Origin of the sequence: Microbulbifer sp. A4B17 (assembly GCF_003076275.1) — a bacterium.
In the GTDB taxonomy this organism is placed as follows: Bacteria; Pseudomonadota; Gammaproteobacteria; order Pseudomonadales; family Cellvibrionaceae; genus Microbulbifer.
In genome coordinates this window covers 4,919,756-4,945,687 of the sequence record NZ_CP029064.1, presented here as the reverse complement: position 1 = coordinate 4,945,687, position 25,932 = coordinate 4,919,756, and the positions used below count along the sequence as shown (strand labels likewise).

The following is a 25,932-nucleotide window of genomic DNA, read 5'->3' as shown; positions in this document are numbered from 1 at the left end:
TGCAATTCGATCAATTGGTTCAGTGGCGCAACAGCGCTTGAAGCAGATCACCGTGGCGCTGCTGTTGTAGTTCCAGGCGCTGTCGCTGGGCCACAATAATAGCGCGAAGCTCTGTTAGTGCCTGCTCGAAATTGTCATTGATCACGAGGTAATCCGCAGCGACATAATGGGTCATTTCGTCGATAGCCTGGTCCATACGGCGGTCAATTACTGCCTGGTCATCCTGGCCGCGCCCGGTCAGGCGTTCGCGCAGGGCTTCCTGGGAAGGAGGCAATATAAAGATGCTGACTGCATCGGGGCGCAGGCGGCGGACCTGTTCGGCCCCCTGCCAATCAATTTCCAGGATCACATCGTGGCCATTGGCCAGTGTTTCCTCGATTTCGGCTTTTGCGGTACCGTAATAATTGTCGCCATATACTTGGGCGTGCTCAAAAAATGCGTTGCGCTCCAGCATTGCTAAAAACTCTTCCCGTTCGACAAAGTGGTAGTCGATGCCGTGAGTCTCACCTGGGCGCTTGGTTCGAGTGGTGTGGGAAACCGAGACGGTAACCTGATTGTCGTTGTCTACCAGGGCTTTTACCAAGCTGGTTTTTCCCGCGCCGGAAGGGGCAGAGACGGTGTAGAGGGTTCCTGTTTGCACAACTGATCCTGTTCGCGAGCAAAGAGCCCATTATAACCGAAGCTTGTATCCCGGGATGAAAGAGTGTCGTGAAGGGACAAGGCTAGCCCCCGGCCGGAGTGGGGGTATCTGTTGGGAGATTCAGGGCACGTTACCACCTGCACACCTGAGCCCGGCCGGGATAGCCTTGCGGGAGTTTCTTAACCACCGCCAACCACCTGTGATCAAGGTTATCCCCCTGTTGCTAATCGCTAACGAAAGTGACTCTATCCTCTTTGCGCTGGATTGCCAACCACAACCATACCAAACTGCTAAAGATCAAGTAGGATATAAAGAGTGGTACATACGTATTGTTTAGTAGAGGGATAGCGGCGAATAGGGCCACTAGCCTTAGGGCTTCAAGTTGCCTGGAAATAGGATGACCATCCAGTATCCTTCCATTGATAGCCAGGCAAATAACCAGAGCTATTACTGTGCCCATCAGCTGCCAGAAACTCAAAACACTGTTGAACCACAGGAGTGTTAAGGTGGTCGCGCTGTAGCAGAGATGCTGAGCCAGCGCGTAGTAGCGTACTCCAGGGCTAATCTCCGGGTTAAAGCGCTGAAAATTTTCGAGATTAGTTGAGTCTACCGGTATGGATTTTTCCACATCTGCGGGCCTGTAGCCGGTAGGGCGGAACCAAAGGGTGAATTTATCCCACCAGTTTTTCGTGTGCCAGGCATCAATGGCCATGCGTTTTAGGTGCTGTAAATTGGCCGCTACAGGATCAAAGGTATTCAGGGGTTTGCGCACACCGTAAAGACAGGGCTCCGCTTCGAGTTCTTGCTGATAGGTGCCAAATAAGCGATCCCAAATAATTAATATTCCGCCGTAGTTTTTATCTACGTAGACGGAGTTCTGGGCGTGGTGTACCCGGTGATTAGAGGGGGTAACTACAAACCACTCCAGCCAGCGGATCTTGGGTATTTTTTGCGTGTGAACCCAAAACTGGTAAATAAGGTCAATAGCTCCGGCGACAATAACAATTTCTGCCGGCAGGCCAATTAATAGAAGTGGCAGATAAAATATCCAGTCCAACTGTACTCCCCCCGAAGACTGGCGCAAAGCCGTACTCAGGTTGTAGTCCTCGCTCTGGTGGTGCACCAGGTGTTCTGCCCAAAAGATATTCACCTCGTGACAAATACGATGTTTCCAGTAGTAGCAGAAGTCGTATGCGAGAACTGCCAGAGCTATGTGCCAGCCGTTGTCGATAGACCAGTTGAAACCAACCAGTTGATAGTAAGGCTGTAGCAACGTAAATAGCGGAATATAGATAATGAGGAACAGGCTCTTATAAGTCAGTCCAATAATACGATTGAGAATTCCGGTACTGAGATTACCGATAACGTCATTTAGCCGGTAGAGCCCCCAGCCTTTCCAGCGATCCAGGGCTAGTTCCATTAGTATGGCGATAAGAAAAAATGGAATGGCGAAAGTAAGCAGGTCCACAGAAACCCCATGTTTTTATTATTAGATAGCGTATCTGGTGAACTCTGCCACACAGCTACTGTACCGCAAACGCCAGTGAAGCCTGGATTCTGAAATCAGTCAGTATTTGCCGGGGAGATTTTCAGTAGGGGAACGGTGAGCTTAAAAAAAGTAGGGTCTGATTGGCAGTAATTAAGAGAATGGCAGACGTAGGGTGATAGGTTTGAGTAGTCCAAGAGCAAGTCACTCTCGAAGGGGACGCTACCCTGGAATTTACAAAAAAGGCCGGCATATGCCGGCCTTTTTGAACCTTTAATAGGTTGCTATTTACTCTGTAGTTTCCGCTTCGAGAGTGACACCGCTGTAGGATTCGTAGCCGTAGACACTGATATACCAGGTACCGGAATCCGGGTTGCTGATGGTACAGCTCTCTTCATTGCCCCAAGTGTAGGGGCGGCAGTCATAACGGCGCAGGGTGGGATAGTTTCCATGGCGCACGTAGAGATCAACTTCACCGGAGCCACCGGACATTTCTACAGTGAGGGTGGAAGTTCCCGCCTGAACGTCGATAGTGAAGTCATTCCAGCTACCCTGGCTGCCGGAGAGGTTGGTCTCTGTCCAGCCGGTGCCTGTGCCATTACCGTCGTCGTCATCGCCTCCAGTATCGCCACCATTGGCCATGGCTACTGCGGCGGCTGCATCGACAATACCTGCACCACAGCTGCTGCACGAAGAGGGGAAGCTACGCGCAGTGCTGGTAAGAATCGACTCGACCTCATCGGGGGTTACGCTGGGATTAACGGCATAAATCAATGCTGCAGCGCCGGCAACATGGGGCGCCGCCATGCTGGTGCCCTGGCTGTAATAGTAGCTATCGCTGCCGGCATCGGTAGAGCCGTTGTTATAGGTGGAGAGGATGCCATCTGAATCATTGGCGAAGCTCTGCGCGCCACCTGGGGCAGCGACATCCACCACACTGCCGTAGTTGGAATAGTAAGAGCGGCCGCCGGTGCGGTCAGTCGCAGCAACGGTGATGACCCCATCACAGCTGGCGGGCGAGTATTGGCTCGCGTTTGCACCATCGTTACCAGCGGCTACTACAACGGTAGCGCCAAGGCTACGTGCGGTGTCGATAGCGCTTTGCGTGGTGGTGGCACAGCTGCCGCTGCCACCGAGACTCAGGTTCAATACCTGTGCTGGGTTTGAGTTGGTGGGCAGGCCGCTGACAGAGCCACCTGCGCCCCAGATGATGCCGTCGGCAATATCTGAGGTATAGCCACCGCAACGACCAAGAACCCGTACAGGTACAACCTTAGCTTCATAGGCAACGCCTGCGATGCCCATATTATTGTTGGTGACACCAGCGATTGTGCCGGCTACATGGGTACCGTGCCAGCTGCTGTCGCTTTCGGAAGGAATACGAGGGTCGTCACCACAGGCCTTATCGGTATACCAATCACCTGGGTCAGTGGGATCGTCATCGCGCCCGTCACCATCCACAGAGACGAAGGTGTCGGAAATCATGTCGTAGCCCGGCAGAATGTTGTCTACCAGATCGGCGTGGGGGAGGTAACCGGTATCGAGTACAGCGACTACTACTCCATCGCCCTGGGTGACGTCCCAGGCCGATGGCAGATTTAAGCCACCGGTGGACTCATAGTAGTGCCATTGACTTAGGTAATTCGTATCATTTGGTTCGGCCATCGCTTGCATGATCAGGTCCGGCTCTGCGTATTCCACATCCGGGTCCTGCTTCAGACGGTTGATGATTGCGTTCACTTCGGCCCTATTTTTACGGCCTTCCAGGCGCATTACCTGGGCACCAGTGGCCATGCGGCGGAGATGACGCATTTTGTGGCCGGCGCGGCGGGAAGCTTTCTCGACCGTCTCTGCGGCCATAGTTGCAGCTCTCCCAACCTTAGCGCTCTCCCTGTATTTTACGATGATGCGGTCAGTCACCAGCGTGTCGTCCGCCCCTGCTGCATGTGCAGTAAAAGGGGTTGTACACAGTAACGAAAACGCACTCGCCAGAGTCGTCTTTTGTAAAAGACTTTTCAATGATGATTTCATTATTGTTATATCTCCGAGATATTTTTAATCCGGCTATCAGAATTCTGGTAGACCGGAGACTCCTGAATAGCCCCACTTTAGCAAAATAAATTCGCTTAATGAGCGGGCCGAGAAACTGTCTTGCTCGAGGTCGATAAGTCAGTTCGGCTAAAATTGGTACCAGGGTTTCAGTTTGGTACTTCTATTTAACGATTGTGAAATTATTATCCTCAGGTGCAAAATTTATAAATTTGTAGCTTTAGGCGACAAATTTATAAATTTTGGGAAAAAAATCTGGTAGTGAGAATTTGTTTGCTCGTGGGATGCGCAAAGGTTCACAAGATTTAAAGGGCTTTGTAATCGATTGTTTTTATATAAAAATATACCCGATTGAATAAAGATACTTTTCCAAGGAATAACTACTGAGGCCCTACCCGCATTTATACAGGTTGCTGTTCAAATTTATTTCGTAAGTGAGAGGGAAGGCTCTCACAGGAGTAGGGCTGAATGCTTGGTAGGCGAATCTCTGGGGCGCCTAGTGCCAAGGCCTGTCCCGGTATTACTGCGATTTGAAACTGAATGGTGGGTGATGGGCTCTGGTTTACCTGGCCCTACTATATCTGGGGGCCCTGGCCCATATTTTTGCAGCCATCAGGCCGAAGATAAAACCAAATAGATGGGACTCCCAGGAAATATATCTACCCTGTGGCAACACGCCAAAGATAAGCCCTCCATAGAGCACGGCCACGACAATGGAAATCAGTAAACGGCTAAATTTCCTGCTGATAAACCCTGCAAGAAGCAAAAAGCCGAAATATCCGTAGATTACCGAGCTGGCTCCAAGGTGATTGCCTCTGCCACCAAAAAGCCAAACAGCCAGTCCGGTGGTGACCACGATGGTTAGAGTCACCTTCAGGTAAGTTTTTACCCCGTACTGCAGTACTAAAAAACTGAAGATGCACAGAGTGAATATGTTTGAGAAGAAATGCCAACTACTTCCATGTAGTAATGGTGCAGAAAAAATATGGGGGAGGTGATTGATAGAGCGTGGAACAATACCAAAATAATTGAGCGATCGACCGCTCAGAATATTGATAATCTCAATTGCAGCCAGCACTAAAAAAATAGCGCCGACCCATTTCAAGTTTTGTCGCATAAATCTACCTCAAGGGGAGAGCTATCGCATATCCCCCCAACCGGGGACAACGAGGCATCTGCAGTCTGGGTGAGAGTGCCCCAGAGGGTTACTCGATGTTTTGGACCTGCTCGCGCATTTGCTCGATCAGCACTTTTAGTTCTACTGCAGCCTGGGTTGTATCGGTGACCACAGATTTGGAGGAGAGGGTGTTGGCTTCTCGGTTAAATTCCTGCATCAGGAAATCCAGCCGCCGGCCGATTGAACCACCGCCGGCCAAAACCCTACGTGTTTCAGAAGTGTGCGCACTGAGGCGATCTAGTTCTTCATCCACATCAGCTTTTTGGGCTAGCAGGACGATCTCCTGTTCGAGTCGGTCCTTATCCAGTTCCACTTGCAATTCTTCCAGGCGGTTGCGTAGCTTTTCTCGCTGTGCCTCAAGGATTTGGGGAAGTAGTTCTCGAACATTGGCGACTTGTTCTTCAATTCCTTTTAGACGGGCTTCGATAAATTTGGCCAGTTCTGCGCCCTCGCGCTCGCGGTTTGCTCGCAGCTGCCCCAGAGCTTCGCGAAAAGCTTCCAATATCGTTGCAGACTGCTGATCTGTATCCGCCTCCGGCTCACTGATAACACCGGGCCACTGAAGAATTTGCAAGGGGTTTAGGGGCTGAATTTCCTCGCCATTTGCTACCTGTTTTGCCGCCTGAATGAGTGCCTGGGCAAGAGGCTGGTTGATTTCCAGCCCAATATCTTCGGCACTATTGGCCTTTAGGGTCAAGGTCAGTTCAATTTTGCCGCGGGACAGCGTTTTGCGCAGGGTGTCGCGCAGCTGCGTTTCCAGAGGGCGAGCCGCTTCGGGCAAACGGAAGTGTGGTTCCAGGTAGCGGTGGTTGACCGAGCGCAGTTCCCAGATAGCAGTGCTGCTTGCGCAATTGGTCTCAGCGCGTCCAAAGGCTGTCATGCTGCGCACTTTGTTCTGTTCCCGTTGACTGGCCATAGCTGATCCCCTACAGGCGTATTAATCGGCCCGGCATAATAACACAGCGTTTGGATCGCCATGCTGGGGTATATAATGCGGGGCTTTCATTCAATATTTGAGGTGGACTATGCAGCGTCCCAGCGGCCGCGCTCCGGCGCAATTGCGCTCGGTAAAAATTACCCGCAACTATACCCGTCATGCGGAGGGGTCTGTGTTGGTGGAGTTTGGTGATACCAAAGTTTTGTGTAATGCCTCTCTTTCCAGCGAAGTCCCAAGGTTTTTGCGCGGCCAGGGCAGCGGCTGGATTACTGCGGAATACGGTATGCTGCCACGCTCCACAGGTTCGCGTATGCCCAGGGAAGCTGCCAAGGGCAAGCAGAGTGGGCGCACCGTGGAAATTCAGCGTTTGATTGGACGCTCACTGCGAGCAGCGGTAGACCTGGAGAAGCTGGGCGAGAACCAGATTACTGTTGACTGTGATGTTATCCAGGCCGATGGAGGCACCCGGACAGCGGCAATTACTGGTGCCTGTGTGGCTCTGGTTGATGCTCTGCGTCATATGCAGCGTGAGAAAATTATTGCTGATGATCCGCTTAAGAACATGGTAGCGGCGGTGTCGGTGGGTATTTATGACGGTGAGCCGTTACTGGACCTGGACTATCCGGAAGACAGCTCAGCGGACACGGATATGAACCTGGTAATGGCTGAAGATGGCGGCATGATTGAGGTCCAGGGCACTGCAGAAGGCGAGCCATTTACCGAGAAGCAGTTTGCGCAGATGTTGGGACTGGGCAAGGCGGGTATCGATGAATTGATCGCACTTCAGAAGCAGGCACTGGACGAGTAAAGGAGACGCCTTCCCTATTCCTTATCCGGCCCGCTCCTCAGTGAAGTGGGCCGGAAGTGGTGTGATTCAGACTTCGATTTCGTAGTCCATTATCACCGGCAAATGACTGGAAAACTTCACATTTTTATTGATAGCACCGTATTCGATACGATTTTTCAGGCCGTGTGAAACGATCTGCATATCAGTACGCCAGCCATCTCCCTCTCCGACAGTGCCACTGGGCCACCAACTAAATTCGTCGGTATCTTTTACTACACGGCGAAAAGCATCCACATAGCCAACATCGTTAAAGAGCTGGTCCAACCAGCGCTGCTCGTGACGCATAAAGCCGGGGGAATCCTGATGGTCCTGCCAGTTTTGGACGTCGGCACGACGATGGGCCATGCCCCAGTTGCCGCAGAAAATGAAGTCGCGGCGCTTGCGGCTGATTTTTAGCAGGTGTGCCTGCATATCCTCAAAGAACTGGACTTTTTTCTCTAGCGATGACTCGTCGGAAGCAACGGGCGCAAGCAGGGAGCCAATACTCAGGCGTTCGAAATCCGCTTGTAAATAGCGGCCGTACATATCCTCACCGTTGGCGAACCCCATACCGAATATGATGGCTTTGGGCTGACTGCGGGTGTAGATCGCCACACCGTTTTCGTGGGGAGTCCCCGAGTCGAAAAAGTAACTGTAGTAACCGTCGGGGTGAAATATTGGGTGGTCCAGTTCAGGCTCGAGAGAGCGCAGGTCCTGAAGGCAGATGATGTCTGCGTCCTGCTCTGCCAACCAGTCGTAGAGACCGCGTTGGGCGGCCTGATGAACGCCGTCTACCGACAAGCTTACTATTCGCATTATTAGCCCCTTACCAGCGGACTGTGTATCATTAGAAACATTATATGCATGCCTACCCCCGGGAATGCTACGGGGAGGTCTCCCTTCACCTTAGCCAATAGTTAACAATTTTCCATGCAGCAATATCAGCGCGATTTTATCCAACTTGCCCTGGATCATCAGGTCCTGTGTTTCGGCGACTTCACACTGAAGTCGGGCCGTCAAAGCCCTTATTTTTTCAATGCCGGTCGCTTCCACACCGGTGCCGCACTGGCAGCACTGGGACAGGCCTATGCCGATGCGATTATCGCTTCGGGAGTGGAGTTCGATGTCATTTTTGGGCCGGCCTACAAAGGTATCCCGCTGGGTGCGGTGACTGCTGTGGCTCTGGCCCAAAAAGGGATCGATAAGCCTTTCTGTTACAACCGAAAAGAAGCCAAGGATCACGGTGAAGGCGGAACCTTAGTGGGTGCGCCGCTTAATGGCAAGGTTTTGATTATCGATGATGTCATTACTGCGGGCACTGCAGTGCGCGAAGTGATGGAAATTATCGAATCCCATGGCGCAGAAGCGGCAGGTGTTGTGATCGGGCTGAACCGCCAGGAAAAGGCCAGCGAAGATTGTGAATTCTCCGCTATCCAGCAAGTCGAGAGACAGTACAATATCCCTGTGGTCGGCATCGTGAAGTTGGACGATGTGATCAGCTTTCTCGAGCAGGAGTCGAAAGACAGCGAAACTCTGCGGAAAATCGTGGACTACCGGCAGCGCTACGGTGTTACGGGTCAATAAGTTTTGACTTCACTGATCGTGGGCCGACTAATTCAGAGAGAAGAGCGATGCGAATCGCCCCTATAGCGCCTCTATTGATCGGCACCTTTTTATTGGTGTCTATCGAAGCATATGGCAACAATGGCCGGGTTATGTATCGATATACCGATCACCAGGGTGTTTTGGTGATCAATGATGCTATTCCACCGGAATATGTTCCCAATGGTTATGAGATTCTGACTCTTACCGGTCGCGTGGTTGAAGTAGTTGCGCCGCAGCTCAGCCCCGAAGAGTACCGGGCCCAGCTTCAGTTGGAGGCCCAGCGTGAAGAGGACCGAAAGCTGCTCAAGCGCTATAACAGCATTGCGGATATTGAGAGTGCACGCTCGCGCAAGCTCGCTATTGTCGAGCAGGACATGGCTATTATGCGCTCAAATATTGGCAGTCTGCGCCGTCAAATTTCCCAAGAGGAAGCCTCTGCTGCGCGCACACAGCGTGGCGGTCGCGAGGTGGCTCCCGAGTTGTTGCAGAGAATCGCCGATCTGCAAAAAGAAATGGAAGTTCTTGAGGAGCGACTCAACCGACGTGCGACTGAGGCGGATACCATAGGAGCAGATTTCGATAAGGCGGTAGCCCGCTATACCGAACTTAGCGCTGAGAGTTAACCAGTTTCCAGGTATCTAAATTTCCCAGGTGGGCTGTTGCTAAAAGCCCACTTGGGAAATCGTTATCTGGCCGCAGCTACTGTCTCACGGAAGAACCCAGCGGTTAACACGGGCCACTGCTCAGCCCAATACTCTGTAGGTTTCCGCTTAAAGCCGCTGCGTACGTATTGCACGATACGCCCTTCTGCGCTGGCCAGCAGCAGATTGGCAGCACCACCAAGGGGTAGGGTAGGGCGCAAGTGCTCACGCAACTCGGCTTCGCGCAAGATCTGCCTTATCTGGGTTTCCAGCCGATCAAACAACTGCAGGATACGCCCGTGCAGCCTTTCGGTTTCGCCGGTAAGGGCATCGCCTGTGAGCAGACGAGTGATACCGGGATTGCGTTCACAAAAAGCCAGCAGGAGCTGCAAAATTTTCTGGCATCGATTGAGGGCTGAAGGTTCTTCCTGAAGGATCATTGCGATACGGCTGAAAATGGTCTCCTCAATAAATTCGATCAGCCCTTCAAACATCTTGGATTTACTGGGGAAGTGACGATATAGCGCGGCTTCAGAGAAACCGACTTCCTTGGCCAGTGCTGCTGTTGTAATACGTGCGCCGGGACTGACTTCCAGCATATGTGCCAGAGCTTCCAGGATTTGTTGACGCCGATTGATTTTTTCGCTGCTCATTGACTGCCTTTGGTCCGCTTGGGGGGCGGAATTTAGTTTTGCTCTTGTCGTCTTATTTTGACGGCGGCGGAATCCTACCGATTCGCCGGGCTGTCTTCAATTGCCAAGAGCCTAGTGGTCCACAGTTTGCGCTTCATTGTTGGTAATCAAGGTTCCTACGCCCCGATCTGTAAATATTTCGAGCAATATGGCGTGGGGCACACGGCCGTCGATAATATGGGCAGAATTTACCCCATCCTGAACAGCGTCCAGGGCACAGGCAATTTTGGGCAGCATACCGCCATAGATGGTGCCATCTTGAATTAAGCCCTCTACCTCACTGGTGCTCAGCCCGGTGAGAACCTCCCCCTCCTTATCCTGCAGACCGGCAACGTTGGTTAGCAACATCAGCTTCTCCGCTTTCAACTCCTCGGCAATTTTTCCGGCGACGAGATCGGCATTAATGTTGTAGGAAAGCCCGTTGCCGTCGACTCCAATGGGCGCGATAACCGGGATAAAGTCGCTGTGAACCAGCATATTGATCACATCAATATTAACTTTCTCGACTTCTCCCACCTGGCCGATATCAATGATTTCAGAGGCATGTAGTCCGGCACTCTCATTTTTTCGAGCCAACTTTCGCGCTTTAACCAGTAATCCGTCTTTACCGGTGATACCTACGGCGCGGCCCCCATTTTTATTAATCAGGTTGACGATCTGCTTGTTGACGGTGCCCCCCAAGACCATCTCCACAACATCCATGGTTTCACTATCGGTGACTCTCATTCCGTCTACGAAGCGGGACTCAATACTGAGTTTATCCAGCAGTTGCCCAATTTGAGGTCCGCCACCGTGCACTACCACTGGATTCATGCCTACCAGCTTCATCAGGATAATATCCCGGGCGAAGCTGTTTTGAAGTTGTTCATCCACCATGGCGTTACCGCCAAACTTGACCACAATGGTTTTGCCCGTAAAGCGCTGAATATAGGGCAGTGCTTCATTGAGAACCTGGGCACTTTTCAGCGCAGAGTTTAGATCTAGGGACATGGACAATTCCTTACACTGGGCGACGAGCCAGCAGATTTGGAGTGCTGACTTGAGTCGCCAAAGTTTCAAAGCAAATGTGGTGGATTGTTTTCTAAGCAATACGGGCTGGAGCCCAGCGGCGCAATTTTTGTGCCGCCTTTTATCTTAATCGAGCAGTTGCCAGTCGGGTACTGCTATTGAGGGCGCAACCTTTCTCAGTTGTCCCATCACCTCTGTACGGATACGCTCCAGGGCCTGCTCATTTTCAGCCTCAAAGCGCAGGGTCAGCGCACTGGTGGTATTGGAGGCCCGTATAAGCCCCCAGCCATCGGGAAATTCTATGCGCATACCGTCGATGGTGTTGATATCGGCATTGCCAAAATCCCCTTTATCGCGCAGCTGATCAATCAATGAGAACTTCTCTTCTTCATCTACTGGAAGCAGGATTTCTGGGGTGCTGTGCATTTTTGGCAGTGTATCGAGGAGTTCATCAAGGCTCTGCTCGCGCAGAGCCATAATTTCCAGTACTCGAGCCGCTGCGTAGATACCATCGTCGAATCCAAACCAACGATCTTTGATAAAGATATGGCCTGAAAGCTCACCGCCCAAAATGGCTTTGGTCTCCAGCATCTTGGCTTTCATAGGGGAGTGGCCAGTTTTCCACATAATGGGGCGGCCCCCATATTGGCTGATTAACTGGGGCAAACTGCGGCTGCTTTTAACATCGAAGACAATATTTTCCCCGGGGTTACGTGCGAGGATATCCCTTGCCAGCAGCATAACCAGTTGGTCTGCCCAAGCGATGCGTCCACTGCCTGAAACCAGGGTGATACGATCGCCGTCGCCATCCAGGGCCACGCCCAGGTCTGCACCTGTTGCAAGTACTTTATCGATCAGGGCCTTGAGATTCTCCGGTCTGGATGGGTCCGGTGCATGGTTGGGGAAGTTGCCATCCACTTCACAATAAATCGGTGTTACTGCACAACCCAGCTGCTCAAAGAGTCGGGGTGCCAGGTTGGAGGTGGCTCCATTGCCGGCATCGACAACCAGGTGCGGTTGCCCGGCCAGGGCGACATTATTGAAAACTTCATCGATATATTTATCGGTGATCTCTTGTTCCCGGTTTGCGCCTTCGCCACTCTTGAACGGGCCTTTTTTCATTAGTTGGTAGAGCCCCTGGAGCTTGTCCTCTGCCAGGGCGCGACCTTTGAGTACGATTTTAAAGCCATTGTATTCCGCTGGATTATGGCTGGCGGTAACAATGACTCCGCTACTGGTGTTTTTCCCTTTTGCACAAGCATAATAGAGAAGTGGCGATGGAATCAGGCCTAGATCGATAGAGTTACAGCCACTATCGAGAATTCCCTCAATCAGACATTGGCCGAGGGCTTCACTGCTATTCCGCCCATCCCGACCAACTAGCAGGAGGTGTTCACCGGCGTGCTGCGCCAGGGTACCGAGCGCCCTGCCCAACTGATAGGCAAAGGGCTCGTCAATTTCCTGCCCGGCGATGCCACGAATATCGTAGGCGCGAAAAACATGCTGAGGATATTCAGCGGCCAGTGATAGATTGGACTTGTCAGTCTTGCTTTTCGACAGGTTCTCTTCATTATTTTCTTCTTCACTTTCTGAGTCTTCCGGGGCTGAGCCAGAAATACTGGGTGCAGAGGCCAGACTCTGTGGCAGAAAATCTGTACCCGGGACCTCTGAGGCTCCCTCGTCCGAATTTTGCGGATGTGCCTTATTCAGCTCATTGCCACTAGTCTCCTTATTTCTCTCCCATGGCGCTCTTGAGTTGCGGGGCAGGAACTTGAGCATGGCGAGGAGGCTTATCAGTATCCCAACGCCAGCGGCAATATAAACCCAAATAGTTGGCAGGCTGTGCTGTTTGACAAAGTAATTGGAAGGGCTGAACTGGATACTTAAGTAGCTGTCCTCAAGCTGCTCTACAGCGGTAATGCCTCTTCCCTCGCCTGCGCGCCAAAGAATTTGTCGGTGGGCGTCGGGAAATTTCTGCATCAGCTGAATTTGCCCGCTGCGATTCCCCAGTTTTTTTAAAGTGTTTTCCAGTACGCTAAAGGGCTGGGTCGCTAGCAGTTGCTCATTTTCCAAATTGATGACACTGTGCAGTTGCCAGCTGTTCTCTACACCAGTGCGCAGTACTTCCACGGGCTGGCCAGGATTTTCCTGACCGCGTTTTAACAAGTCGACCAGCGCAAAGTTAAGGGGTGGGTTTTGCCCGGAGCCAACTCGGACCTGCTCGAAGGAAAAAGACTGGATGGATACCTGCTCCGGCAGGTTGGCAGATTTTAGCAGCGCAGCTGCAGAGACCTTTCTTGCTCCGAGGGCCTGTAAACGCTCGGAATAGTCTGCAATGTAGGATTGCACCACCTCAGCTAGCTCGGTGGCTTTTTGCTTCGAGGCCAGTTCAACCTGAGAGTGATTGTGTGGCGCCACAAGATACTGGATTAATAGATAAGCACCACCCAGCCAAGCGACAACTATTAATAGCGATGGTAATAGCAGACCTTTGTGCATGGTAGCGCTCGGTTTCTTATTGTTGCTGGAGACCACAGATATCCCTATTTAGCGAATTAATGTTGTCACAGGGCCTTAGAGGCGATGAGTTCAATGAGTTGTCGGGCCAGGTCGGTCTTTAATGCGGGAGCAAGTCGGCTCTGACCATCGGTATCTATCACAGTGACCGCGTTGTGATCGCTGTTAAATCCTGAGTCCGGTTGGCTTACATCATTGGCAATGATCATATCGAGGTTTTTCCGCTGCAGCTTGCTTTGAGCATGGGCGAGAACCTGCTCAGTTTCTGCGGCGAAGCCAATGGTGAAAGGTCGCCGTTCAGTTCGCGCGGCTATGCCAGCAACAATATCGGGGTTTTTGATCAATGCAATTGCGGCATCATCCTGCCCATCTTTCTTTTTGATTTTTTGCTCAGCGACCTGGGCTGGGCGGAAATCCGCAACCGCTGCTGCACTGATAAAGATATCGCAGTGGTCGGCGGCACGTTTGGCTGCCTCATACATGTCCTGAGCGCTGATAACATCGATACGGTTGACCTTTTGCGGCGTATCCAGATTTACGGGACCGGCAATCAAGGTCACTTCGGCACCGGCACTCTGCGCCGCCGCAGCTAGGGCGAAGCCCATTTTTCCAGAGCTGTGGTTACTGAGAAACCTCACCGGGTCAATGGCTTCCCTGGTGGGACCAGCAGTGATTACTACCTTGCGGCCCTGCATCGAGTGGCTTGTGTTAAACAGGGCTTCAGTGTGTTCCGCTAGGTTCTCCGGTTCCAACATGCGGCCGGGGCCCACGTCGCCACAGGCCTGACTACCCGCGCTAGGGCCCCAGAATATGACTCCGCGCTCCTTTAGGGTCTGTGCATTGGCTGAGGTAGCTGCGTGCCGCCACATGGCCTGGTTCATCGCCGGGGCCAGGGCCAGAGGTGCTTCACTGGCCAGGCAAAGGGTGGTCAACAAGTCATCTGCCATACCGGCAGCCAACTTTGCCATTACCTGGGCACTGGCTGGAGCGATCAGGATGAGGTCAGCCCATTTCGCCAGTTCGATATGGCCCATGGCTGCCTCAGCCGAGGAGTCCAGCAAGTCTGTATGCACCGGGTTAGCGGATAGCGCCTGGAAAGTCAGTGGCTGCACAAACTCTTGCGCCCCGGCACTCATTACCACCCGGACATCCGCGCCGCGCTCTTTGAGACGGCGAACCAGGTCGGCACTCTTATAGGCGGCAATTCCACCGCTGATACCTAAAAGTATGCGTTTGTCGGCCAGAGAGGACATAAATGCTGTTTCCGATTTGGTGCGAGCCGGTAAGATTAGCATTTCTGCGTCGCTTCTTATAAGACAGCAGTAGCGCCTCACCGGTGCAGCATGGAAAAGATGTTCAGTAGATGTGCGATAGACAAGTCACTGGCTAACTGGGCTACAAATGAAGATAAAGGACTGGCCCGCAGGTGAGAGGCCTCGGGAAAAGTTATTGCAGCGAGGGGCTGAGGCCCTGTCTGATGCAGAGCTGTTGGCGATTTTTCTGCGTGTAGGGCTGCCCGGCCTCTCAGCGGTGGATCTTGCCAGGGGGCTTCTTAATGACTTTGGTGGCTTGCGCCCCCTATTGGAGGCCGAAAGAGAGGATTTCTGCCGCGCCCGAGGGCTTGGCGATGCAAAGTTTGCCCAGTTGCAGGCGGCTTTGGAAATGGCCAAGCGACACCTGGCGGAAACCATACAGCACGGCAGCGCCCTGTGCAGCCCCGGGGCGGTCAGGGATTACCTGGCGATCCAGCTCAGGCACCGGCGCAGGGAGGTGTTCTGCTGTCTCTATCTGGATAACCAGCACCGGGTGATCGCCTTTGAAGAGCTATTTGAGGGCACTTTAAACGCTGCGAATGTCTATCCCCGTGAAGTGGTCCAGCAGGCGCTGTTGAAGGGCGCTGCCGCTGTTATCTTGGCGCACAATCACCCATCCGGAGTCAGTGAACCCAGTCAGGCGGATATCTGGATTACTGAGCGCTTGACCCAGGCGCTTGAATTAGTGGATATCAAGGTTTTGGACCATTTGATCGTTGGTGAGGGCAAGGCGCTATCCTTTGCTGAGCAGGGCCTGATGTGAAGGCATCGTTTCTCGGCGTTGAAATGTTGTACAAAACTTGCTCCCTACGGGCTCTTTTGGTATAAAACGCCGCTCTTTGCGGCCGGGCCAGATTCTGCACAGGTTCCGCCGCCATCCAGGAACCGGATTAGAATCCCGATTTTTATGTTCCCGCACTACCTTTTCCTCTTCAGGATTGGCGCCATGCGGGCACAAGCGTTTTGAAGAGGCCAACAGATGTCCAAGGTATGTCAGGTAACCGGTAAGCGTCCGGTCACCGGAAACAATGTATCCCACGCTAAGAACCGCACCAAGCGTCGCTTTGTGCCGAACCTGCACAGCCACCGTTTCTGGGTTGAATCCGAGAAGCGTTTTGTGAAGCTGCGTGTTTCCGCGAAAGGCATGCGCGTTATCGATAAGAAAGGTATCGACGCTGTCCTGACTGAGCTGCGCGCCCGCGGCGAAAAAGTGTAACAGCTGTAGCCCAGCTAATAGATTGGAGATAGAGCAATGCGTGAGAAGATTCGTCTGAATTCCAGCGCCGGTACTGGCCACTTCTACACCACTACCAAAAACAAGCGCAACATGCCTGAGAAAATGGAGATCAAAAAGTACGATCCCGTTGTACGCAAGCATGTAATGTACAAGGAAGGCAAAATTAAGTAATTGCCTAACGCTACTGTACAGAAAGCCCGGTCTTAACCGGGCTTTTTTGTGCGTATTGGAAATTGAGCAGCCAGTTTACACAGGGTAATTCCAGACGATGCCAGAGCTCCCGGAAGTAGAAACCACTCTCAGAGGTCTGCAACCTCACCTTGAGGGGCACAAAATTCGCTCCGCAAAGGTGCGTCAGCACCGGTTGCGTTGGCCCGTGGAAGCAGATTTTGAGCGTCGTATCCGCAATGCCCGGATATTGAAGCTGGAGCGCCGTGCCAAGTACCTGCTGGTGCATACAGATAAGGGCTGCGCTATCTGGCATCTGGGAATGTCTGGCAGCCTGCGTATGGTTGAGGCCGCACTGGCACCGGAAAAGCATGATCATATCGACTGGCGCATGGATAGCGGCCTCACACTGCGCTATCGCGACCCGCGTCGTTTTGGTGCCCTGCTGTGGACGGCGGCGGATCCTTTAGCCCACGATTTACTCACTCACCTGGGCCCGGAGCCTCTGTCAGAAGAGCTTAGCGGTGACTATTTGTTCGAAGCTTCGCGCAAGCGAAAGCAGTCGGTTAAAACACTTATTATGGATGGCCGCATCGTTGTGGGGGTGGGTAATATCTACGCCAGCGAATCCTTGTTCCTGGCGGGCATTCGCCCCGATCGGCAGGCGGGCTCTATTTCTCGTACCCGATACCAGCGCTTGGCAGAGTCCATAAAGCAGGTTCTGAGCCGGGCGATCGCCCAGGGCGGTACGACCTTGAGAGACTTTATTGGTGGCGATGGAAAACCGGGCTATTTCGCCCAGCAGCTCAATGTCTATGGGCGAGCAGGTGAACCCTGCCCCTCTTGTGGTCGAGCGGTTCGGGACATAGTGCTGGGCCAGCGAAGTACTTTTTTCTGCTCCAGCTGCCAACGTTAAGTCACATCCTTCGGGCAGCTTTAGGCAATACTAATATCATCGTATTGTCGATAAGGAGCTGCTCAGTGGTCATGATGTTGCCTTTTCTCACGGTCACTCTGTCGGTTTGGGCCGTTTGGAACGGTCGCCGTCGCTCTGCGATAGGGTGGTGGCTGCTGACCATGGTGATCTTCATCGCATGGTGTGGATACCACATGACACGAGAACTCACCCTGTCTTTCTAGGGGTATCACCTATGATGGTGTTTATGGTGCGAAAGCTGGACAGCCTGGTGCTTCTGGCAGTGACCATAGTTCTCTGGATTACCTTCATATTGGAGTTGATTCTCCACCAACACCCCTGTCCTCTGTGTCATTTACAACGGCTTGCCTTTGTTATGACTGGGGTGGGGTTGATGATGAATCTGCGTTTCAGTACCCGTGCAGAGCACTATGGAGTCGCTATTCTCTCTAGTCTCGCTGGTCTTGGTACTGCAACAAGGCAGATATTGCTATATATCATGCCGGGTGATCCTGGGTTCGGCAGCCCGATATTCGGTTTGCATTTATACACTTGGTCCGCGCTAATCTTCTTTGCCATATTGGCTTACTGTGGCGTTGCGTTGATGTTTGGGTTTAAGCGGCGGAGTTTTATCACGAGGGAATTCAGCTTTCTGGAAAAGTGTATTGTCCTCTCGTTCTTTACCGTGGTGTTGGCCAACTTGGTTGTAGTTTTACTTGAGTGTGGCCTGGGGCCCTGTACCAGAGGGTCATTTGGGTATCACTGGTTGTGGCACTGATAACTGGCATTCAAAATTGTCGAGATTTTCTACACTTTTTCTCAAAACCAGGTTTTTCAACGGCTTCACCCTCCTCTTGAACAGATTATGTGCGATGAGTGGTGAAAAGCTGAGAGGTGATTCTATGCGCTTGGCATGTATTGTTGTCTGCCTGATGCTGATAGCCTGTGAGCGGGATGAAAAGACCGTGCTCTCGGGTTCTCCCACCTTTGAACCCGCCCAGCTTATTTTAAAGAATGCTTATATTTACACTGTCGACCCAGCAAGAAGTATCGCCTCGGCAATGGCGATTCGCGATGGTCGTATCGTCTATGTGGGTACTGAACATGGAGTGAATAAGTATATCGGAGTACAAACTCAGATTAATGATTTGAAAGGAAGGTTAGTACTGCCCGGTTTCATCCAGTCAATTTCAAATAGTACTGATTATAGTGGTTTGGATTTGTTTCCATTTCAATCAATTGAAGGCTATCAAAATAAAATACAGGACTACATTCTCAATAACCCTGAGGCCCAAATGGTCGTCGGTCGTGGTTGGCGAATGGAAGTATTTGGTGCAGGGGAGCCTCATAAAGCAATACTGGATCAGATTAATGATTTAATTCCAATTATTATGTTTTCAGCCGATCAATCTTATGTATGGACCAATTCTGAGGCTATAGCGGCGGCTGGCATAGATATGAATACACAGAGTTCGACTGAGAATCTAATAAAGAAAAGTGAAGATGGAATACCTGTTGGTTTATTCCAGGGCAGAAAAGCAGTAAATATTTTTAATAATTTAATACCGGAAAAGCCGGTGAAAGAGGAGTACCTTGATATTGGCGATCTTGAGGAATTTGTCATTCCTAGGGGGGTTACAACTTTATACACAGTTTATATTCCTTTTTATGAATCTGAAAATAAAACTCAAGAATATAAAAAATATATGTCTTCAAAAGATTTAGATGTACGTATTAGGGCATCTGTAAGAGTCCCTATAGATATATCTCCGGAACGGTTTAAATTGCTCAGAAATTATGCCGATAATATTTCTTCAGATAACTTTAAAATTAATGCGATTAGTATCGTGATGCCAGCCACTGGCTTAACTAATAGCCATTCAGCCCAAAATCAGTTGGGACTAACGCTAAAAGATGCCTCTGTGATACTCGCCGATCTATTTTCTCAAGCAAATTCTCACAAATTCCAGGTGCACTTTAGTGTTCCTGTAGAGGACTACAGCGAAGGTATATTAAAAGATCAGCTTGATAAGCTAATAAAAAACGACCAACAAGGATTGCGTAATATTATATCGAATATCCCTGAAGGTTTGCTGGATGCTTTGTTAGTTCGGGAGAATACGGCAGCAATTATTTATGAGAATAAGATGCCAACCTATAATGTTGATAAACTAATAGGAAGTGGAAGTTCTGTAATGAGAAATAAAATTTTATATTTTGCGGGCAACAGGAGGCTAGATGGTCAGGCAGAAAAGTTAAATGGAGTGCGAGGTCCAATTTCTATAATACATACTGGAACCATGTATAAAGTGCCTGTTGAAACCATGATTCAAATGCTCACAATTCGAGGAGCGTATGCTAATCATTTGGAAAAGGAGACCGGAAGTCTAGAAGTGGGAAAGTGGGCTGATTTTATCATTTTGGATAGAAATTTATTAAAAATAAATCCAGATGAAATTTATAAAACTAAAGTATTGAAGACCTACTATAAAGGCAGGCTGGTATATTAAGAATATCTTTAGCAATAAATTAATGGCTTTGCTTAAGTATGAACATTTTGTATCTATGTAAAATTCTTGTACTCCGCCTTATAAGTTAATTGTTCAATAAATTCATATATATTGTTGGGTTCTTGTATTTCTGCCAGGCCCAGCTTGAATATTTTTTTAGTTACTCTGGCAGCAGTATGCAACGATACTTTGAGTATGTCTGCTTGTGCTGGAAATAGGCAGCCTTGATTTAGAAAATCATCTGAGACCTGCTCTGCAACACCAATAGCTGCTTCTATAAATAATTCATCTGGAATTCGTTTTGCTTTGGTTGCGTAAATTGCGAGAGCAACTGAGGGAAAAATATAGAAATTATTGGCTTGTCCAGGTAAATAATGTTTTCCCTTAAAGTTGTAATTTGGGAACTGAACTCCTGCAGCATAAATAGCTGTGCCCTGAGACCATTGATAGGCTTGCTCCGCTGTGCATTCAGCGTGTTCAGTCGGATTGGATAAGGCAAAAATGATGGGTTTTTGATTAAATTTCGCCATGGCCTCTACTACTTGCTGCGTAAATAGCTGGCCGACGGTACTGACACCGATAAGGGTGGTTGGCTGATGGGAATTTACTGCAGTAAGCAGCTCATCGGTAGGGGAGAAATCATGGGCATAGGGTTGCTGAAAATCATATAGGTCAGATCGGTTTTTAACCAGTAGCCCATTTTTATCAAACATTATGATTCTAGTTCGGGCATCTGCTTCATCCAGCCCATCCTCAACCATTTTGCTAACCAGCAAGTCAGCTATACCTATGCCTGCCGATCCTGCCCCGGCAAAAAGTATCCGCTCATTTTTTAGTGAGCTACCTTTGATTTTTAGTGCATTGAGCATACCTGCGAGCACTATTCCGGCGGTTCCCTGAATATCGTCGTTATAGCAGCAAACTTTGTCCCGGTAGCGTTTCAGCAAGTGCACAGCATCGCTGCCGGTCCAATCTTCGAAGTGCAAGCAACAGTTAGGGTATTGTTCCTGAACGGCAGCGACAAACTCATCGACAAAGGGATATAGGACTTCCCTGGAAGGGCGTTTTTCTCGTAAACCGATATACAGGGGGTCATTGAGAATTTCTTGATTATTTGTGCCCGCATCTAAAAATAGGGGTAATAAATGTTTTGGAGGTATGGCTGCCGCTACGGTGTATAACTGTAATTTGCCAATGGGAATGGCCATACCATTGGCTCCGATATCGCCCAGCCCCAGAATTCTTCCACCGTTAGTCACGCAGATAAAACGGATTTCCTGATCCGGCCAGTGGCGCAGGTATTCTGCAACTTTGCCCCGGTGGCTTGTGCAAAGGTAAACGCCCCTTACCCGGCGTATGATGTGGCTGAATTTGGTGCAGGCCTCACCAATTGTGGGGTCATAAATAATAGGTAAAAAGCGTTCGGGATCGGACATAACCACGCGGTAGAAGAGCGTTTCATTAGTGTCCAGCAGCCCGGTGAGGTAGACGAAGCGATCGATGTCTGAATGCTTGTGACTCAGCTGCATCATCACCCGCTCTACTTGGGTTTCTATGGTTTCAACAGCATCTGGAATTAAGCCGGTCAGGCCAAATTTTTGTCGCTCAGCCGCGGTGAAGGCTGTGCCTTTGTTGGTTATCGGGTTGTGTAGGAGTCTGAGCCCCCCCAAGTCAGTCTTTGGGTGTGTCACTTGCCAAGCTCTCTTAATCTATTAAACCAGAGGAAGTATGGACTAAGGTGAGCTTGGTTAATGGCAGGGTTGGCGGGGTATCAGTGGTTTGTGTCTGCAAGTATGAGTTGGCGGGCTAATCGCCTTAAGGGAGGGCCGCTTAGCGGCCCACCGCACTGCCCTCACGGCGAGGATCAGCCCCGCCGTAGAGCTTATTGTTTTTCAGGGCGATTGCGTGGATACCGCTGTTGAGGCCGCGCTCGACAACTTCGTGTCCACGGGCTTCCAGTTTCTCGATAGTATCAGGGCTGAAAAAGCCGGGCTCCAACTCGACCTTTTTACCGATAGCGCCGATATTCCCCGCAGAAATCGCCTCGGCAATCGGCATATTTAAGCCCAGATGGTAGAGAATGGTGCGAGCGGTGTAGTCGATAATACGAGAGCCACCGGGAGATCCCACCAGAAGACGCATGCTGCCGTCCTCGTTGAAAACGATGGTCGGAGACATGGAAGAGCGCGGTCTTTTACGCGCTTGAATGCGATTGGCCACCCACTCGCCGTTACTATTTTTCGGAGTAAATGAAAAATCGGTAAGCTGATTGTTGAGCAGGAACCCCTTCACCATCAGGCGCGAGCCGAATCCGGTTTCAATACTGGTAGTCATACTGACACCATTGCCATAGCGGTCGACGATGACTAAATGACTGGTGTTGGGCAGTTCTGGCGACTGGGCCATCACTCGCTTTACTCCGAGTTCGGCGGGGGTACCCGGGGTCGCTGTCGTGGCGGAATCCGGGTCGATCAACTGTGCGCGGCGAGCTAAGTAGTCCTTGGAAACCAGTGATTTGCTGGGTACGCGGACAAAGTCGGCATCAGCGGAATAGGTGTTGCGATCAGCAAAAGCCAGTTCTGAAGCCTCGATAAACAAATGGGTGAGCAGGTCACTACCTGGCTCGAAGCGCTGTAGAGGGAATTGTTGCAGCATGCCTAGGATGCCGCCCACTGTGGTGCCGCCGGACGATGGGGCATCCGCACCACACACGCGATACTGGAGGAATTCTGAACACAGTGGCTGGCGCTCCTTGGCCCGATAGCTGGCCATATCTTCCAGGCTTAGAAGGCCCGGATTGGCATTGTCATAGCGCACAGCTTTGACGATCGCCCTGGCAATTTCGCCGTGATAAAAGGCATCGGCACCGCCCTGTGCAATTGCTTCAAGGGTCTCTGCATAAGCCGGGTTCTTCAACTTGTGACCCACCGGCAAGGGCTTGCCATCATTGTTGAAGAAGTAACTGGCAATTTCCGGTCGCGCGGCCACCTTTGGCATACGCAGCAACAGCTGGTGTAGGCGCGGTGATATCTGGAAACCGGATCTGGCCAGGTGGATTGCCGGCTGGAATAACTGCTCCCAGGGCAGTTTACCATCCCGTTTGTGAGCCATTTCCAGCATTCTCACGACACCGGGAACGCCTACCGAATAACCGCCGATCACTGCCTCAAAAAATGAACGCGGCTTGTTGTCGCGGATAAAGTAATTTTCGTTCACCTGGGAAGGGGCCGTCTCGCGCCCATCATAGTATTTGAGCTTCTTTGCCGCGGCGTCATAGCTGAGCATAAATGCTCCGCCGCCAATCCCGGATGATTGTGGCTCTACCAGCCCCAGCACCATCTGTGCGGCAATGGCGGCGTCCACGGCACTACCGCCCCGGGCCAGTATCTGTTCGGCAGCCCGGCTGGCGTGTGGGTTGGCAGTGACTGCCATGTAGAAGCTGGCCGTTGAGGACTTAACGGCTGTACGGCCGGTATCGAACTCCGGCTGTGGCTCATCGGCAAAGGCGAAAGCGGGACTCAGGATCAGTGTAAAGGCGAAGAGAAGGTTGCGCACGTAACACTCCGCGGATTGTGGATAAATCCGCTCGAGTGTATCAGAAATAGCCAGATCCCGGCTTAGCGAAATTTCTCTTCCAGTGCGCTTTGTACCGCAGATGGAACAAACTTAGTGACGTCGCCGCCAAGTGAGGCAATTTCACGCACTAAAGAGGAGGAAATATAGGACAAGTGTTCTGCGGGTGTCAGAAACAGGCTTTCCATGTTCGGCGCTAACTGCCGGTTCATGTTGGCCAGCTGGAACTCGTATTCGAAGTCGGACACCGCGCGCAGACCGCGCAGTACGCCGTAGGCATCCACCTGGCGTACCAGGTCGGCCAGCAGGATATCGAAGCCTATCACTTCGACATTAGGTAAGTGACCGAGAACCTTCTGTGATAGCTCAACCCGTTCCTCCAGGGTGAACAAGGGGTTCTTGCGATTGCTGGCAGCCACAGCCACGATAACGTGGTCAAACAGGCGGCATGCGCGTTCCACCAAGTCCAAATGACCATTGGTGATGGGATCGAAGGTTCCGGGATAGACGACTTTTTTCATACGCCAGGGCTTAAATGCGGGCCGAATGGGATGCGAATGGTAAACAATTTACGGCTAAGGTCAAAACCGAATCTGTTTGCCGTTTAACTGGAGAGCTCGGTGCGGCGGAACAACCGCATGCACACCTGCCCCGCGCGCTTCTCTTTTTCCTGCTCCCAGCCAGGTACTGCTGCAATCAACGTTTCTCGCGGCGTTTCCACATAGATTAATGCGTCCGGTGCGAGATGCTTGGACAGTGCACTGAGGGTTACCTGCCAGAGGTCATCGGCGAAAGGGGGGTCGATAAATACCAGATCATATCTGTTCCCGTTGCTTCTGAGGAATTCATCCGCGCTGCAATTGTGCACTTTGGCTTTCGGAGCATTTAACAGTTTCAGTTGCTCTGTCAGGGTTCGGGCGGCGCGAGTATTCAGCTCGACAAAATCCACCGAGCCAGCGCCTCGGGATAGGGCCTCCAGGCCCAAGGCACCAGAACCGGCAAAGAGGTCCAGGCACCGGGAGCCGGGCAGGTAAAACTGTAGCCAGTTAAATAGGACCTCCCGCAGTCGGTCGCCGGTAGGCCTTAAACCCTCCACTGGGGCAAATTGTAATTTTCGCCCGCGCCACTGTCCGCCAATGATGCGTAACTGTGAATGGGTTTGTGAGCTTTGCTTTCGCGATGAACTTCTGGCCAAGGTAACTCTCTACTGGGGGCTTAGCGATGCTAAGATTAGCGTCTTTCTGCAAGCGGTACATCCGGACATACGAATGATTTTTGACTTCCTGCGCAAAAAAAAGAAGCGCAAGCCCGAACAAAGTGAGCCCCAGCAATCTCAGGCGGAGGTCACAGCTGCGTCTGAGGAGGAATCATCTGAGCCCTCAGTCATAGAGCAAGAGCCCTCAACGATTGAGCAGGAACTCTTAGCGGCTCAAGAACTGTCCGCTCAAGGAGAGTCTCCCGCTCTGGAGGAGACAAAGGCCTCCTCTGAGCCTGCAGGGGAGAATGCCAATTGGGCACAGCATACCAATGCGGTGGATGAAACCGAGGTTGTTGCTGAAGCTCCCGAAGTGGCTGTCGCTGCAGAGCCTGTGCAGGAAGAGGCTGATAAGCCCGCTCCCGTTCAGCCTGAGCCCGCACCAAAACCTGTCGCAAAAGAACAACTGAAGCCGGAAGCGAAAAAGAAAGAGGGCTTCTTTGCGCGTATTCGCCGTGGCCTCAGCCGCACCAGCAACCAGTTTGTTGAGGGGATGGGCAACCTGTTCCTCGGTGCCAAGGAGATCGATGACGATCTGCTGGAAGAACTCGAGACACAGCTGTTAATGGCAGATGTGGGGGTTGAAGCCACTAGCGAGATCGTTGAGCGCCTGACCGAGCGGGTATCCCGCAGGGAGCTGGCCGACGGTGATGCGCTTTACAAAGCGCTGCAGCAGGAACTGGCCGACTTACTCGATAGTGTTGATGCTCCCCTGGAAATTGATATCAGCAAAAAGCCTTACGTCATCCTGGTAGTGGGCGTAAACGGTGTGGGTAAAACCACGACAATCGGCAAGCTGGCCCACCGCTTCCTCGGTGAGGGTAAGTCGGTGATGTTGGCAGCCGGTGATACATTCCGTGCCGCAGCAGTTGAACAGCTACAGGTTTGGGGGCAGCGTCACGATGTACCGGTTGTAGCGCAGCATACTGGCGCCGATAGTGCGTCAGTCATTTTTGATGCGGTTCAGTCTGCTCAGGCGCGCGGTGTTGATGTGGTGATTGCCGATACCGCCGGGCGCCTGCACACGAAATCCAACTTGATGGAAGAACTGTCCAAAGTACGCCGGGTGATGGGCAAACTGGACCCCAGCGCCCCCCACGAAGTGCTGTTGGTACTGGATGCTGGCACTGGCCAAAATGCGATTAACCAGGCCTCTCAGTTCCGCGAGGCGGCCGGTGTTACCGGCTTGGTGCTGACCAAATTGGATGGTACTGCCAAAGGCGGCGTCATCTTTGCTCTGGCCCGTCGTTTCGGCATCCCGGTGCGTTTTATCGGTGTGGGTGAGCAGGCGGAAGATCTACAGCCATTCCACGCTCGTGAGTTCGTATCCGCCCTGTTTGGCCGCGACAAGGCCTGATAATTCTTCCCGGAAATAACAAGAA

25 protein-coding genes are annotated in these 25,932 nt (G+C 51.6%); 11 read left to right on the top strand and 14 right to left on the bottom strand.

From position 1 onward, the window contains the following. Positions 1–19 precede the first annotated feature (19 nt). The 5 genes from gmk to BTJ40_RS21660 form a co-directional block, all read right to left on the bottom strand. Entirely contained in the window at positions 20–640 is a 621-nt protein-coding gene (gene gmk, locus BTJ40_RS21680) for a guanylate kinase (RefSeq protein WP_108735034.1), read from the bottom strand. A gap of 223 nt (positions 641–863) precedes the next feature. Beyond that, a complete protein-coding gene (locus BTJ40_RS21675) occupies positions 864–2,108 on the bottom strand; it encodes a sterol desaturase family protein (RefSeq protein WP_108735033.1) in 1,245 nt (414 codons plus the stop codon). A gap of 306 nt (positions 2,109–2,414) precedes the next feature. Further along, positions 2,415–4,157, bottom strand: coding sequence for a S8 family peptidase (locus BTJ40_RS21670; RefSeq protein WP_108735032.1), 1,743 nt, complete (start codon positions 4,155–4,157; stop codon positions 2,415–2,417). Between the two features lie 580 nt (positions 4,158–4,737). Continuing rightward, complete coding sequence (locus BTJ40_RS21665; protein WP_108735031.1) at positions 4,738–5,292, bottom strand: rhomboid family intramembrane serine protease; 555 nt, start codon at positions 5,290–5,292, stop codon at positions 4,738–4,740. A gap of 88 nt (positions 5,293–5,380) precedes the next feature. Continuing rightward, positions 5,381–6,268, bottom strand: coding sequence for a YicC/YloC family endoribonuclease (locus tag BTJ40_RS21660; RefSeq protein ID WP_108735030.1), 888 nt, complete (start codon positions 6,266–6,268; stop codon positions 5,381–5,383). A gap of 109 nt (positions 6,269–6,377) precedes the next feature. On the opposite strand from BTJ40_RS21660, the gene rph reads away from it, so the two are divergent. Then, the gene (gene rph / locus BTJ40_RS21655) at positions 6,378–7,097 is read left to right on the top strand and encodes a ribonuclease PH (protein ID WP_108735029.1); all 720 of its coding nucleotides are present in this window, start codon (positions 6,378–6,380) and stop codon (positions 7,095–7,097) included. 66 nt (positions 7,098–7,163) lie between these two features. On the opposite strand, the gene BTJ40_RS21650 is transcribed toward rph, so the two are convergent. Continuing rightward, positions 7,164–7,931 (bottom strand): exodeoxyribonuclease III, encoded by a 768-nt coding sequence (locus BTJ40_RS21650; protein ID WP_108735028.1) that lies wholly within the window; start codon positions 7,929–7,931, stop codon positions 7,164–7,166. A 114-nt stretch (positions 7,932–8,045) separates the two neighbouring features. On the opposite strand from BTJ40_RS21650, the gene pyrE reads away from it, so the two are divergent. Together pyrE and BTJ40_RS21640 are read left to right on the top strand one after the other, a co-directional pair. Further along, entirely contained in the window at positions 8,046–8,699 is a 654-nt protein-coding gene (gene pyrE / locus BTJ40_RS21645; protein WP_108735027.1) for an orotate phosphoribosyltransferase, read from the top strand. Positions 8,700–8,746: 47 nt separating this feature from the next. Next, on the top strand, positions 8,747–9,343 hold the full coding sequence (locus BTJ40_RS21640; protein ID WP_108735026.1) for a hypothetical protein: 597 nt from the start codon (positions 8,747–8,749) through the stop codon (positions 9,341–9,343). A 62-nt stretch (positions 9,344–9,405) separates the two neighbouring features. Here the strand turns inward: BTJ40_RS21640 and slmA are convergent, their stop codons facing one another. The 4 genes from slmA to coaBC form a co-directional block, all read right to left on the bottom strand. After that, a complete protein-coding gene (gene slmA, locus BTJ40_RS21635; protein ID WP_108735025.1) occupies positions 9,406–10,014 on the bottom strand; it encodes a nucleoid occlusion factor SlmA in 609 nt (202 codons plus the stop codon). Positions 10,015–10,125: 111 nt separating this feature from the next. Next, positions 10,126–11,043, bottom strand: coding sequence for an acetylglutamate kinase (gene argB, locus BTJ40_RS21630; RefSeq protein WP_108735024.1), 918 nt, complete (start codon positions 11,041–11,043; stop codon positions 10,126–10,128). Between the two features lie 144 nt (positions 11,044–11,187). Further along, a complete protein-coding gene (locus BTJ40_RS21625; protein ID WP_202862841.1) occupies positions 11,188–13,560 on the bottom strand; it encodes a phosphomannomutase/phosphoglucomutase in 2,373 nt (790 codons plus the stop codon). Positions 13,561–13,625: 65 nt separating this feature from the next. Next, positions 13,626–14,831 (bottom strand): bifunctional phosphopantothenoylcysteine decarboxylase/phosphopantothenate--cysteine ligase CoaBC, encoded by a 1,206-nt coding sequence (coaBC, locus tag BTJ40_RS21620; RefSeq protein ID WP_108735389.1) that lies wholly within the window; start codon positions 14,829–14,831, stop codon positions 13,626–13,628. A 148-nt stretch (positions 14,832–14,979) separates the two neighbouring features. Between coaBC and radC the strand changes: the two genes are divergently transcribed. The 7 genes from radC (at position 14,980) to BTJ40_RS21590 (ending at position 19,722) form a co-directional block, all read left to right on the top strand. Beyond that, on the top strand, positions 14,980–15,654 hold the full coding sequence (gene radC / locus BTJ40_RS21615) for a DNA repair protein RadC (protein ID WP_108735022.1): 675 nt from the start codon (positions 14,980–14,982) through the stop codon (positions 15,652–15,654). A gap of 216 nt (positions 15,655–15,870) precedes the next feature. Further along, on the top strand, positions 15,871–16,107 hold the full coding sequence (gene rpmB, locus BTJ40_RS21610) for a 50S ribosomal protein L28 (protein ID WP_020413982.1): 237 nt from the start codon (positions 15,871–15,873) through the stop codon (positions 16,105–16,107). 36 nt (positions 16,108–16,143) lie between these two features. Further along, positions 16,144–16,299: a 50S ribosomal protein L33 gene (gene rpmG, locus BTJ40_RS21605; RefSeq protein ID WP_020413983.1), complete on the top strand. Its 156-nt coding sequence runs from the start codon at positions 16,144–16,146 to the stop codon at positions 16,297–16,299. Positions 16,300–16,396: 97 nt separating this feature from the next. Continuing rightward, the gene (mutM, locus tag BTJ40_RS21600; RefSeq protein WP_108735021.1) at positions 16,397–17,212 is read left to right on the top strand and encodes a bifunctional DNA-formamidopyrimidine glycosylase/DNA-(apurinic or apyrimidinic site) lyase; all 816 of its coding nucleotides are present in this window, start codon (positions 16,397–16,399) and stop codon (positions 17,210–17,212) included. A 71-nt stretch (positions 17,213–17,283) separates the two neighbouring features. Further along, positions 17,284–17,436: a DUF5993 family protein gene (locus BTJ40_RS22875; RefSeq protein ID WP_369974291.1), complete on the top strand. Its 153-nt coding sequence runs from the start codon at positions 17,284–17,286 to the stop codon at positions 17,434–17,436. Positions 17,437–17,447: 11 nt separating this feature from the next. Continuing rightward, entirely contained in the window at positions 17,448–17,990 is a 543-nt protein-coding gene (locus tag BTJ40_RS21595; RefSeq protein ID WP_157954192.1) for a disulfide bond formation protein B, read from the top strand. Positions 17,991–18,084: 94 nt separating this feature from the next. Next, positions 18,085–19,722 (top strand): amidohydrolase family protein, encoded by a 1,638-nt coding sequence (locus BTJ40_RS21590; RefSeq protein ID WP_108735019.1) that lies wholly within the window; start codon positions 18,085–18,087, stop codon positions 19,720–19,722. Positions 19,723–19,775: 53 nt separating this feature from the next. On the opposite strand, the gene BTJ40_RS21585 is transcribed toward BTJ40_RS21590, so the two are convergent. From BTJ40_RS21585 to rsmD, 4 genes are all read right to left on the bottom strand, one after another. Further along, positions 19,776–21,413: an NAD-dependent malic enzyme gene (locus BTJ40_RS21585; RefSeq protein WP_108735018.1), complete on the bottom strand. Its 1,638-nt coding sequence runs from the start codon at positions 21,411–21,413 to the stop codon at positions 19,776–19,778. Between the two features lie 139 nt (positions 21,414–21,552). Then, positions 21,553–23,277 (bottom strand): gamma-glutamyltransferase, encoded by a 1,725-nt coding sequence (ggt, locus tag BTJ40_RS21580; protein WP_108735017.1) that lies wholly within the window; start codon positions 23,275–23,277, stop codon positions 21,553–21,555. A gap of 62 nt (positions 23,278–23,339) precedes the next feature. Next, entirely contained in the window at positions 23,340–23,816 is a 477-nt protein-coding gene (coaD, locus tag BTJ40_RS21575) for a pantetheine-phosphate adenylyltransferase (protein WP_108735016.1), read from the bottom strand. Positions 23,817–23,899: 83 nt separating this feature from the next. Further along, positions 23,900–24,490 (bottom strand): 16S rRNA (guanine(966)-N(2))-methyltransferase RsmD, encoded by a 591-nt coding sequence (gene rsmD, locus BTJ40_RS21570; protein WP_108735015.1) that lies wholly within the window; start codon positions 24,488–24,490, stop codon positions 23,900–23,902. Between the two features lie 466 nt (positions 24,491–24,956). Between rsmD and ftsY the strand changes: the two genes are divergently transcribed. Beyond that, on the top strand, positions 24,957–25,907 hold the full coding sequence (ftsY, locus tag BTJ40_RS22870) for a signal recognition particle-docking protein FtsY (RefSeq protein WP_238152234.1): 951 nt from the start codon (positions 24,957–24,959) through the stop codon (positions 25,905–25,907). Positions 25,908–25,932: the final 25 nt, after the last annotated feature.